Source organism: Citrobacter sp. RHB21-C05, from assembly GCF_013889015.1.
GTDB lineage: Bacteria > Pseudomonadota > Gammaproteobacteria > Enterobacterales > Enterobacteriaceae > Citrobacter_A > Citrobacter_A sedlakii.
Genome location: NZ_CP057611.1, coordinates 3719283 through 3731737, shown reverse-complemented (window position 1 = coordinate 3731737; position 12455 = coordinate 3719283). Strand labels below are relative to the sequence as shown.

Sequence of the window (12455 nt, the reverse complement as noted above, 5' to 3'; positions counted from 1 at the left end):
TTAATGAAACTCTACAATCTTAAAGATCATAACGAACAGGTTAACTTCGCGCAGGCCGTCACGCAGGGGCTGGGCAAAAATCAGGGGCTGTTTTTTCCGCACGACCTGCCGGAATTTAGCCTGACAGAAGTCGATGACATGCTGAACCAGGATTTCGTCAGCCGGAGCGCGAAGATTCTTTCCGCTTTTATTGGCGATGAGATCCCGCAGGCGATCCTTGAAGAGCGCGTGCGCGCCGCGTTTGCCTTCCCGGCGCCGGTCACACAGGTTGAAGGCGACGTCGGCTGTCTGGAGCTGTTCCACGGCCCAACGTTGGCGTTTAAGGATTTCGGCGGCCGGTTTATGGCGCAGATGCTGACCCAAATCAGCGGTGACAAGCCGGTGACCATTCTGACGGCGACATCAGGTGATACTGGCGCTGCCGTGGCCCATGCGTTTTACGGTCTGCCGAACGTGCGCGTCGTTATTCTGTATCCGCGCGGCAAGATCAGCCCGCTACAGGAAACACTGTTCTGCACCCTCGGCGGCAACATTGAAACCGTGGCGATTGATGGCGATTTCGATGCTTGTCAGGCGCTGGTGAAGCAGGCGTTCGATGATGAGGAACTGAAAGTCGCGCTGGGGCTGAACTCGGCGAACTCGATCAATATCAGCCGTCTGCTGGCGCAGATTTGTTATTACTTTGAAGCCGTCGCGCAGTTGCCGCAAGACGCGCGCAATCAGTTGGTCATCTCTGTACCGAGCGGAAACTTTGGCGATCTGACGGCGGGCCTGTTGGCGAAGTCGCTTGGCCTGCCGGTGAAGCGCTTTATCGCGGCGACCAACGTCAATGATACCGTACCGAGATTCCTGCAGGAGGGCAAATGGGCGCCGAAAGCGACGCAGGCGACTTTGTCGAACGCCATGGATGTCAGCCAGCCGAACAACTGGCCGCGCGTGGAGGAGCTGTTCCGTCGTAAGATCTGGCGTCTGAATGAGCTGGGCTATGCCGCAGTGGATGATGAAACCACCAAAGAGACCCTGCGTGAGCTCAAAGCGAAGGGATATACCTCGGAGCCGCACGCGGCGGTAGCGTACCGCGCCCTGCGCGATCGCCTGAATCCGGGCGAGTACGGTCTGTTTCTCGGTACGGCGCATCCGGCGAAATTTAAAGAGAGCGTGGAAGCGATCCTGGGCGAAACGTTGGATCTGCCGAAAGCGCTGGCGGAAAGGGCCGATCTGCCGCTGCTTTCCCATTCGCTTCCGGCGGATTTCGCCGCTCTGCGTAAGCTGATGATGAGCCGGGGATAATCGCGGCTGTATCTGCAATGTCTGATGGCGGCGTGCCGCCATCAGACCATCGCCCATTACTGCTCGTAGCGCTTAAACACCAATTCGCCATCCCCCGATGCGGCTTCATCAAAGAAATAGCCTTCACGATTAAAACCGGTCAATTGTTCCGGTTTCGTCAGACGATTTTCAATAATGTACCGGCTCATCAGGCCGCGCGCTTTTTTGGCGTAGAAGCTGATCACCTTAAACTTGCCGATCTTCTCATCAAGAAACACCGGCTTGATTAATTCAGCATTCAATTTCTGCGGTTTCACCGATTTAAAGTATTCGTCCGACGCCAGATTGATAATCACCCGGTCTCCCTGTGCCGCCAGCGCGTCGTTTAGCTTGTTGGTAATCACGTCGCCCCAAAACTGATACAGGTCTTTCCCTCTGGCGTTTTGCAGACGAATCCCCATTTCCAGACGGTACGGCTGCATCAGATCCAATGGGCGCAGGACGCCGTATAACCCTGACAGCATACGTAAATGTTGCTGGGCGAACTCGAAATCCGCGTCGCTGAAGGTTTCCGCCTGCAAACCGGTATATACATCGCCCTTAAAGGCGAGAATAGCCTGGCGGGCGTTTTCCGGCGTAAAGTCGGGCTGCCAGTCATGAAAGCGGGTGGCATTCAGATCGGCAAGTTTATCGCTGATGCCCATCAGCTTGCCGATTTGCGGCGCCGACAGCTTGCGCGCCTCATGAATAAGCTGCTGGGCGTGATCCAGCAGCTCGGGTTGCGTAAAGCGCGTTGTCGCCAGCGGGCTTTGATAGTCGAGGGTTTTTGCAGGTGAAATCAGAATCAGCATATCCAGTCCTTGCAGGAAATTTTCTGCGACTTTAGCAAAAAACGCGACAGAGTTGATCGATAGTTGCGATTAGTTCCGTGGGATATCGTCCCAGGCATCCGGCGCCAGCTGCGGTTCAATATCCGGGTACCGCAGCGGATCGAAGACGGGACGCACGCCCAGTTTACGCTGGCGTAAATAATCGCTGGCGAGGGTATGCACCACCGGCGACAGCAGCAGAATCGCGGTCAGGTTGGTTATCGCCATGCAGGCCATGATGATGTCGGCAAGTTGCCACAAAACGGGGAAACTCATCAGCGTCCCGGCGATCACCGTAGAACAGGCCGCAAACCGCAATGTCCAGATGGCCCGCCGGTTATCCATTCGCAGAAAGAACAGATTGTTCTCGGCATAAATGGTGTTCACCACGATCGAACTAAAGGCAAACAGCGTCACCACAATGGCGACAAAATCGCCACCCCACTCGCCAACCAGCGCGCTCATCGCTTTCTGGATCAACTGTATGCCTTCCATCGGCGCATAGGTCGTGCCGTTGCCAGCCAGCAAAACCAGCATGGCGGTGGCGCTGCAGACCACCAGCGTGTCGATAAAAATGCCGATCATCTGTACGATGCCCTGGGCTGCGGGGTGCGGCGGCCAGGAGGCTGCCGCGGCGGCGGCATTCGGCGTTGACCCCATTCCGGCTTCATTAGAAAACATGCTGCGCTGAAAGCCGCTGGTAAGGGCCTGGCTCAGCGTGTACCCTGCCGCGCCGCCTGCGGCTTCCTGCCAGCCAAACGCGTTCTGCACGATGGACAGTACCACGTCAGGGATCAAGTCGATATTGATTGCACAGACCACCAGGCTGGTCACCACCCATAGCAGCGCCATCATCGGAACAAACCACTGCATCATTCGCGCCACGCCCCGGATGCCCCTGACGATAACCAGCAACGCGGCGCCGGCGAGGACCACGCCGCTGACCAGGGGCGGGAAATCAAACGAAAAATGGAGCGCGCGCGAAACGGCGTTTGCCTGAACGCCATTGAAAATCATCCCATACGCTATCAGCAAAAAGAGGGCGAACAGCACGCCCATCCAACGCATGCCTAAACCGCGCGCCATATACCACGCCGGACCGCCGCGAAACTGGCCGTGGCGATCGCGCTCTTTATACAGTTGGGCAAGGGCGCTTTCGGCGAAGGAGGTGGCCATGCCGATAACGGCAGCGACCCACATCCAGAAAACCGCGCCCGGCCCGCCGGCAGTGATCGCCAGCGCGACGCCGGACAGGTTGCCGCTCCCTATCCGCGCGGCAAGACTGGTGCATAATGCCTGAAATGAGGTTAGCCCGCCCGGTTGCGGGTTCACGCTGTTTTTCAGACTTCTGCCAAACTGGCGGATATAGCGAAATTGAACGAATCCCGTGCGCCAGGTAAACCAGCAGCCTGCTCCAAAGAGCAGGTAGATCATGACCGATCCCCAGAGCACGTCGTTGATAAATGAAAAGAAGTCAGGCATTAACATCCCTCTTGTTGCTGCCGGTACGCTTTAACAATCCCGTGTAAGCGTTACCAATTGTCGAATAGTATATACGCTGCTGGACAACGGGTAGCGGGCGTCAATCATACATGAGGTTGAGCGCACGAATCGCGCGTGACATCAAGACAAGCGCTGAAAATTGCCCCTGGCGGCGCGACGGGGATAACCGCATTGTCTGCGGTTGCGCTGACACTGCGTCGTGTTATCATCAGGGCAGACCGGTTACATCCCCCTAACAAGCTGTTTAAAGAGAAACACTATCATGACGGACAAATTGACCTCCCTTCGTCAGTTCACCACCGTGGTGGCCGACACCGGAGACATCGCGGCAATGAAGCTGTATCAGCCGCAGGATGCCACAACCAACCCTTCTCTCATTCTTAACGCAGCGCAGATCCCGGAATACCGCAAGTTGATTGATGACGCTGTTGCCTGGGCTAAGCAGCAGAGCAGCGACCGCGCGCAGCAGATTGTTGACGCTACCGATAAGCTGGCGGTCAACATCGGTCTGGAAATCCTCAAACTGGTTCCGGGCCGTATCTCCACGGAAGTGGATGCGCGTCTGTCCTACGACACCGAAGCGTCTATCGCTAAGGCAAAACGCATCATTAAGCTCTATAACGACGCGGGCATCAGCAACGATCGCATTCTGATTAAGCTGGCTTCCACCTGGCAGGGCATCCGTGCCGCTGAGCAGTTGGAAAAAGAGGGCATCAACTGTAACCTGACGTTGCTGTTCTCCTTCGCTCAGGCGCGCGCCTGTGCTGAAGCGGGTGTTTACCTGATCTCCCCGTTTGTGGGTCGTATTCTGGACTGGTACAAAGCCAATACCGATAAGAAAGAGTATGCTCCGGCAGAAGATCCGGGCGTGGTTTCCGTAACGGAAATCTACGAATACTACAAACAGCACGGCTACGAGACGGTGGTAATGGGCGCAAGCTTCCGCAATATCGGCGAAATCCTTGAGTTGGCAGGTTGCGATCGCCTGACGATCGCTCCTGCGCTGCTGAAAGAACTGGCTGAAAGCGAAGGCACTGTCGAACGTAAACTGTCCTTCTCTGGCGAAGTGAAAGCGCGCCCGGAACGTATTACCGAGTCTGAGTTCCTGTGGCAGCACAACCAGGATCCAATGGCGGTGGACAAACTGGCGGACGGTATCCGTAAGTTTGCCGTTGACCAGGAAAAACTGGAAAAAATGATCGGCGATCTGCTGTAATCATTCCGCGTGACCGGATCCCCGGTCACGCGACCTCTCTCGTCCTCTGTCTGAAAATCCCCTCTGCGTGTATCATTCCCTAAATGCATCAGTTGAATGGAATGAATATGAATACCTTACGCATCGGCTTAGTGTCGATTTCTGACCGCGCGTCCAGCGGTGTTTATCAGGATAAAGGCATCCCGGCTCTGGAAGAATGGCTGGGCAAAGCGCTGACAACGCCGTTTGACGTGCAGACGCGTTTAATTCCCGATGAGCAGGCCATTATTGAGCAGACGCTGTGCGAACTGGTCGACGAAATGAGTTGCCACCTGGTGCTGACTACCGGCGGTACCGGTCCGGCGCGTCGCGACGTCACGCCGGACGCGACGCTGGCCATTGCCGACCGCGAGATCCCCGGTTTCGGTGAACAAATGCGGCAGATTAGCCTCCACTTTGTACCGACAGCGATTCTCTCGCGCCAGGTTGGGGTAATCCGCAAACAGGCGCTGATCCTCAATTTGCCGGGCCAGCCGAAATCGATTCAAGAGACGCTGGAAGGGGTCAAAGCAGCGGATGGCAGCGTGGTGGTCGCGGGTATTTTTGCTAGTGTACCGTATTGTATACAGTTGCTTGACGGGCCTTACGTCGAAACAGCAGCGGAAGTTGTAGCAGCATTTCGTCCGAAAAGCGCGCGGCGCGAAACAAATAGCTAAATTATATGTTTTTGTGACATAAGCATCGGCAAATCTGGTGTGTTGATTTATTTACGTTAAAGTAAGGTTTACTTTACAAGGGCGATGCGCGATCGCCCAATCACGCCTTAATGATGGTTTGCTATGTCACAACATGCCCGATCTTTGAATCGTCAGGACTATAAAACGCTGACGCTGGCCGCTCTGGGCGGCGCGCTGGAGTTTTACGACTTCATTATCTTCGTCTTTTTTGCCGCCGTTGTTGGTGAGCTGTTTTTCCCGGCAGACATTCCGGAATGGCTTCGTCAGGTGCAGACCTTTGGTATTTTTGCCGCAGGCTATCTGGCGCGTCCGTTAGGCGGCATCATCATGGCGCATTTCGGCGATCTGGTCGGGCGCAAGAAAATGTTCACTCTGAGCATCCTGCTGATGGCGGTGCCCACGCTGGCGATAGGTCTGTTACCGACTTATGCCGCGATAGGCATTGCCGCGCCGCTGTTATTGTTGCTGATGCGCATCCTGCAAGGGGCGGCGATTGGCGGGGAAGTGCCGGGCGCGTGGGTGTTTGTCGCCGAACATGTGCCGGAACATCGTATCGGCATTGCCTGCGGCACGCTAACGGCGGGGCTGACGGTGGGTATCCTGCTCGGCTCAGTGGTGGCAACACAGGTCAATACCCATTTTTCTTCCCAGGCGGTCCACGACTATGGCTGGCGCATTCCTTTCCTGCTCGGCGGTGTGTTTGGCCTGGTGGCGATGTACCTGCGCCGCTGGTTACAGGAAACGCCTGTCTTTCTGGAAATGCAACAGCGTAAAGCGTTGGCGCAGGAGTTACCGGTGAAGTCGGTGGTGGTCAGGCATCAGAAAGCCGTCATCATCTCAATGCTGCTGACCTGGCTGCTCTCTGCGGGTATTGTGGTGGTCATACTGATGTCGCCGGTCTGGCTGCAAAAACAGTATGGACTGGCTCCTGCCCTGACGCTCCAGGCCAACAGCGTGGCGACCATCATGCTCTGCGTCGGCTGCCTGCTCTCCGGCTACCTTGTCGATCGCGTCGGCGCCAGCAAAACCTTTATTGTCGGCAGTGTTCTGCTGGCCTGTTCCAGTGGGCTCTTCTATCACCTGGCGGGTGAACACCCGGCGCGATTATTTCTTTTATACGGGCTGGTGGGATTGTGCGTAGGCGTGGTCGGCGCTGTGCCATACGTAATGGTACGCGCGTTCCCTGCGGAGGTTCGCTTTACCGGCATTTCGTTTTCGTACAATGTTTCCTACGCCATTTTCGGCGGCCTGACGCCCATTGCGGTGACGTTGCTAATGAACGTATCGCCAATGGCCCCGGCATGGTATGTGCTGGCGCTGTCGCTGGTAGGGCTAGGACTGGGAATTTGGTTGCGGCAGGATAGGTGTTATCACAACACGGACATACAGGCAGAGCTACAACGGCAGTGAGAGTATCCCCCCAGGCGGGGGGATAAATGATTAATGCGCGTCGCCGATTGGCAAAATGGTGCGGCCAAACTGCTCGTTCAGCACTTCACCCATCGCCAGGTAAATCGCGCTGGCGCCGCATACCAGACCGACCCAACCTGCGATGTGGATCACCGCTTCGCTGCCGCCGATGTTGCCGACAGCCAGCAGGGCGAACAGAACGGTCAGGCTCAGGAAGACGAACTGCAGCGCGCGTGCGCCTTTCAGCGTACCGAAGAACATAAACAGTGTGAAGACGCCCCACAGACCGAGGAATACCCCGAGGAACTGCGCATTCGGCGCGTCGGTCAGACCCATTTTCGGCATCAGCAGAATGGCGACCAGCGTCAGCCAGAAGGCGCCGTAAGAGGTGAAGGCGGTTAAGCCGAAAGTGTTGCCTTTTTTGTATTCCAGCAGACCGGCAAAGATTTGCGCGATGCCGCCGTAGAAAATTCCCATCGCGAGAATAATACCGTCAAGGGCGAAGAAACCCGCGTTATGCAGGTTAAGCAGAATGGTGGTCATGCCGAAGCCCATCAGGCCCAGCGGTGCCGGGTTAGCCAACTTAGTGTTGCCCATAAATCCTCAAAAATCATCATTGATTGAATGGTGAAATAGTTTCCCCGAAAAACGGTTCCGCGTTCGGGGCGCGGCATAATAATCAGGGGCGAGGTGGCTGTCTATGATCTCATCAGGGGAAACGGCGTTATTTTTGACGTGATTGACATCACAACGCCGTCGGAGGCTTTTTTCTCATCAAAAGCAAAAATTTTTTTCATTCCCCCCTTGATGAAGTGGGTTACGACCCCACTTAGTAGTCAACCGCAATGGCGAGTCTGAAAAAAAACGATTCAGGGGTAGTTGAAACCGCACGTTTCGCCCTTATTACAGACTCACAACCACATGTTGACCGAATTTTTAGTGGAGACGTTTAGATGGGTAAAATTATTGGTATCGACCTGGGTACTACCAACTCTTGTGTAGCGATTATGGACGGCACTCAGGCACGCGTGCTGGAGAATGCTGAGGGCGATCGCACCACGCCTTCTATCATTGCATATACCCAGGATGGTGAAACTCTGGTTGGTCAGCCGGCTAAACGTCAGGCAGTGACAAACCCGCAAAACACCCTGTTTGCGATCAAACGCCTGATTGGCCGCCGCTTCCAGGACGAAGAAGTCCAGCGCGATGTTTCTATCATGCCGTACAAAATCATCGGCGCCGATAACGGCGACGCGTGGCTTGATGTGAAAGGCCAGAAAATGGCGCCGCCGCAGATCTCTGCCGAAGTGCTGAAAAAAATGAAGAAAACGGCGGAAGATTACCTGGGTGAGCCGGTAACGGAAGCGGTTATTACCGTACCTGCATACTTTAACGATGCTCAGCGTCAGGCAACCAAAGATGCTGGCCGTATCGCAGGTCTGGAAGTCAAACGTATCATCAACGAACCGACCGCAGCGGCACTGGCTTACGGTCTGGATAAAGAAGTTGGCAACCGTACTATCGCGGTCTACGACCTCGGTGGCGGTACCTTCGATATCTCTATTATCGAAATCGACGAAGTTGACGGCGAAAAAACCTTCGAAGTTCTGGCAACCAATGGTGATACCCACCTGGGTGGTGAAGACTTCGACAGCCGTATGATCAACTATCTGGTTGAAGAATTTAAGAAAGATCAGGGCATTGACCTGCGTAATGACCCGCTGGCCATGCAGCGCCTGAAAGAAGCGGCGGAAAAAGCGAAAATCGAACTTTCTTCCGCACAGCAGACCGATGTGAACCTGCCGTATATCACCGCAGATGCCACCGGTCCGAAACACATGAACATCAAAGTGACGCGCGCGAAACTGGAAAGCCTGGTCGAAGATCTGGTGAACCGTTCTATCGAGCCGCTGAAAGTTGCGCTGCAGGACGCTGGCCTGTCCGTGTCTGATATCAACGACGTTATTCTCGTTGGTGGTCAGACCCGTATGCCAATGGTGCAGAAGAAAGTGGCTGAGTTCTTTGGTAAAGAACCGCGTAAAGACGTTAACCCGGACGAAGCCGTGGCTATCGGTGCTGCCGTTCAGGGCGGTGTATTGACCGGGGATGTGAAAGACGTTCTGTTGCTCGACGTTACCCCGCTGTCGCTGGGTATCGAAACGATGGGCGGCGTCATGACTGCGCTGATCAGCAAAAACACCACCATCCCGACCAAGCACAGCCAGGTGTTCTCTACTGCAGAAGACAACCAGTCTGCGGTAACCATCCATGTGCTGCAGGGTGAGCGTAAACGCGCGTCTGATAACAAATCTCTGGGTCAGTTCAACCTGGATGGCATCAACCCAGCGCCGCGCGGCATGCCGCAGATCGAAGTCACCTTCGATATCGATGCTGACGGTATCCTGCACGTTTCCGCGAAAGACAAAAACAGCGGTAAAGAGCAGAAGATCACCATCAAGGCATCTTCTGGCCTGAACGAGGAAGAGATTCAGAAAATGGTTCGCGAAGCAGAAGCGAACGCAGAATCTGACCGTAAGTTCGAAGAGCTGGTTCAGACCCGCAACCAGGGCGACCATCTGCTGCACAGCACGCGTAAGCAGGTAGAAGAAGCAGGCGATCAGCTGCCGGCTGACGATAAGACGGCCATTGAGTCTGCGCTGAGCGGCCTGGAAACGGCGCTGAAAGGTGAAGACAAAGCGGCTATCGAAGCGAAGATGCAGGAACTGGCGCAGGTTTCCCAGAAACTGATGGAGATCGCCCAGCAGCAGCACGCACAGCAGCAGGCAGGCTCCGCTGACGCTTCCGCAAACAATGCGAAAGATGACGATGTTGTCGACGCTGAGTTTGAAGAAGTGAAAGACAAAAAATAATCGCCCTTTGAACGGGTAATTACTGGCACGGGCGAAGAGGTTTCCTCTCCGCCCGTGCACGCATGTTAAGGGCAGATAAAAAGAGATGGCTAAGCAAGACTATTACGAGATTTTGGGCGTTTCCAAATCAGCGGAAGAGCGTGAAATCAAAAAGGCCTACAAGCGCCTGGCCATGAAATATCACCCGGACCGTAACCAGGGTGATAAAGAGGCCGAAGCCAAGTTCAAAGAGATCAAAGAAGCCTACGAAGTGCTGACCGATGCGCAAAAACGCGCCGCTTACGATCAGTACGGGCATGCTGCGTTTGAGCAGGGTGGAATGGGCGGTGGCGGCGGCTTTGGCGGCGGCGCTGACTTCAGCGATATTTTTGGTGACGTTTTTGGCGATATCTTCGGCGGTGGCCGGGGCCGTCAACGTGCCGCGCGTGGGGCCGATTTACGTTACAACATGGATCTCACCCTCGAAGAAGCCGTACGTGGCGTGACCAAAGAGATCCGTATTCCGACGCTGGAAGAGTGTGATGTTTGTCACGGTAGCGGGGCAAAAGCGGGCACTCAGCCGCAGACATGTCCGACCTGTCACGGCTCCGGCCAGGTGCAGATGCGTCAGGGCTTTTTTGCCGTTCAGCAAACCTGTCCGCACTGTCAGGGACGGGGTACGTTGATCAAAGACCCGTGCAACAAATGTCACGGTCATGGTCGCGTTGAGAAAAGCAAAACGCTGTCGGTTAAAATCCCGGCAGGTGTGGATACCGGCGATCGCATTCGTCTTTCCGGCGAGGGCGAAGCAGGGGAGCACGGCGCTCCGGCAGGCGATCTGTATGTTCAGGTCCAGGTGAAACAGCACCCGATCTTCGAACGTGAAGGGAATAACCTGTACTGTGAAGTACCGATCAACTTCGCAATGGCGGCGCTCGGCGGCGAGATTGAAGTTCCGACGCTCGACGGACGTGTGAAGCTGAAAATCCCTGGTGAAACGCAGACCGGCAAACTGTTCCGTATGCGCGGAAAAGGCGTGAAGTCCGTTCGCGGCGGCGCGCAGGGCGATCTGTTATGTCGCGTGGTGGTGGAAACGCCGGTAGGCCTGAACGAAAAGCAAAAGCAACTGCTGAAAGATCTGCAGGAAAGCTTTGGCGGACCGACAGGGGAAAATAACAGCCCACGTTCCAAGAGTTTCTTCGACGGCGTGAAAAAGTTCTTCGACGATCTGACACGCTAAGACACATCGGTTATTTCGCTTAACAAGCCTGAGATTGAGAGATCTCGGGCTTTTTTATTTTGGTCTATACTCGTAAAAACCGATTCATTCATCATAAATAATCTAATTTTAACGATGATTCATGCGGAGTAAGATGGTCATTACGAAGTATTCACCTGAAAGCGAGAATAAAAAGTGAAACATCTGCATCGATTCTTTAGCAGCGACGCCTCCGGAGGCATCATACTGATCATCGCCGCTGCGCTGGCCATGATAATGGCGAATAGCGGCGCCACCAGTGGGTGGTACCACGCTTTTCTTGACACTCCTGTACAACTGCGCGTTGGCGCGCTTGAAATCAACAAAAACATGTTGTTATGGATTAACGATGCCCTGATGGCGGTGTTTTTTCTGTTGATTGGTCTGGAAGTCAAGCGGGAACTGATGCAAGGCTCCCTTGCCAGCTTGCGTCAGGCGGCGTTTCCCGTTATTGCCGCTATTGGCGGGATGATTGTTCCGGCTGTGCTCTATCTGGCGTTTAACTATGCCGACCCGGTAACACGTGAGGGCTGGGCGATCCCGGCGGCGACGGATATTGCTTTTGCGCTGGGCGTACTGGCGTTACTGGGCAGCCGTGTACCGCTGGCGTTGAAAATTTTCCTCATGGCGCTGGCGATTATTGATGACCTGGGCGCGATTGTGATTATCGCGCTGTTCTATACCAGCGATCTGTCGATGGTATCTCTGGGCGTGGCGGCATGCGCCATTGCGGTACTGGCGCTGCTGAATCTGTGCGGGGTAAGACGAACGGGGGTTTATATTCTGGTGGGCGTCGTGCTCTGGACAGCGGTGCTCAAGTCTGGCGTACACGCAACGTTAGCGGGAGTGATTGTCGGGTTCTTTATTCCACTCAAGGAGAAACACGGGCGTTCTCCGGCGAAGCGTCTGGAGCATGTTTTGCACCCGTGGGTGGCGTACATGATCCTGCCGCTGTTTGCTTTCGCCAACGCGGGGGTTTCCCTGCAGGGCGTGACGATCGATGGGCTCACCTCCATCCTGCCGTTGGGCATTATTGCCGGCCTGCTGATAGGTAAACCGCTGGGCATTAGTCTGTTCTGCTGGTTGGCGCTGCGTCTGAAAATGGCGCAATTACCGCAGGGGACGACCTTCCCGCAGATCATGGCGGTCGGCATTCTGTGCGGCATTGGCTTTACTATGTCGATCTTTATCGCCAGCCTGGCGTTTGGCAGCGTTGATCCGGAACTGATTAACTGGGCGAAGCTGGGGATCCTGATTGGTTCGCTGCTGTCGGCAGTAATTGGCTATAGCTGGCTACGCGCGCGTTTAAGCGCGGCGGCCTGAGCGTAAGCATTCGCAGGGGAGCGCAGTCAGCTCCCCTTTTTG

General features: G+C 55.2%; 10 protein-coding genes. 7 read left to right on the top strand and 3 right to left on the bottom strand.

The annotated features are described in order from the left end of the window. Positions 1 to 3: 3 nt before the first annotated feature. Entirely contained in the window at positions 4 to 1290 is a 1287-nt protein-coding gene (gene thrC / locus HVX72_RS17750) for a threonine synthase (RefSeq protein ID WP_181822013.1), read from the top strand. A 56-nt stretch (positions 1291 to 1346) separates the two neighbouring features. Here the strand turns inward: thrC and yaaA are convergent, their stop codons facing one another. Both yaaA and HVX72_RS17740 read right to left on the bottom strand, forming a co-directional pair. After that, positions 1347 to 2120 carry a peroxide stress protein YaaA gene (yaaA, locus tag HVX72_RS17745; RefSeq protein ID WP_181822012.1) on the bottom strand — a complete coding sequence of 258 codons (774 nt, stop codon included), beginning with the start codon at positions 2118 to 2120 and terminating at the stop codon, positions 1347 to 1349. A gap of 69 nt (positions 2121 to 2189) precedes the next feature. After that, positions 2190 to 3620: a sodium:alanine symporter family protein gene (locus HVX72_RS17740; protein WP_181822011.1), complete on the bottom strand. Its 1431-nt coding sequence runs from the start codon at positions 3618 to 3620 to the stop codon at positions 2190 to 2192. Positions 3621 to 3903: 283 nt separating this feature from the next. Between HVX72_RS17740 and tal the strand changes: the two genes are divergently transcribed. From tal to HVX72_RS17725, 3 genes are all read left to right on the top strand, one after another. After that, a complete protein-coding gene (gene tal / locus HVX72_RS17735; protein WP_181822010.1) occupies positions 3904 to 4857 on the top strand; it encodes a transaldolase in 954 nt (317 codons plus the stop codon). Between the two features lie 107 nt (positions 4858 to 4964). Then, a complete protein-coding gene (mog, locus tag HVX72_RS17730; protein WP_181822009.1) occupies positions 4965 to 5552 on the top strand; it encodes a molybdopterin adenylyltransferase in 588 nt (195 codons plus the stop codon). 123 nt (positions 5553 to 5675) lie between these two features. Next, positions 5676 to 6983, top strand: coding sequence for an MFS transporter (locus tag HVX72_RS17725; RefSeq protein ID WP_181822008.1), 1308 nt, complete (start codon positions 5676 to 5678; stop codon positions 6981 to 6983). 30 nt (positions 6984 to 7013) lie between these two features. Here the strand turns inward: HVX72_RS17725 and satP are convergent, their stop codons facing one another. Next, positions 7014 to 7580: an acetate uptake transporter gene (gene satP / locus HVX72_RS17720; RefSeq protein WP_060570764.1), complete on the bottom strand. Its 567-nt coding sequence runs from the start codon at positions 7578 to 7580 to the stop codon at positions 7014 to 7016. 356 nt (positions 7581 to 7936) lie between these two features. Between satP and dnaK the strand changes: the two genes are divergently transcribed. The 3 genes from dnaK to nhaA all read left to right on the top strand — a co-directional run bounded on the left by dnaK (position 7937) and on the right by nhaA (position 12413). Further along, the gene (dnaK, locus tag HVX72_RS17715; RefSeq protein ID WP_042290234.1) at positions 7937 to 9853 is read left to right on the top strand and encodes a molecular chaperone DnaK; all 1917 of its coding nucleotides are present in this window, start codon (positions 7937 to 7939) and stop codon (positions 9851 to 9853) included. Between the two features lie 85 nt (positions 9854 to 9938). Next, a complete protein-coding gene (gene dnaJ / locus HVX72_RS17710; protein WP_042290231.1) occupies positions 9939 to 11072 on the top strand; it encodes a molecular chaperone DnaJ in 1134 nt (377 codons plus the stop codon). Positions 11073 to 11246: 174 nt separating this feature from the next. Next, entirely contained in the window at positions 11247 to 12413 is a 1167-nt protein-coding gene (gene nhaA, locus HVX72_RS17705; RefSeq protein ID WP_042290227.1) for a Na+/H+ antiporter NhaA, read from the top strand. Positions 12414 to 12455: the final 42 nt, after the last annotated feature.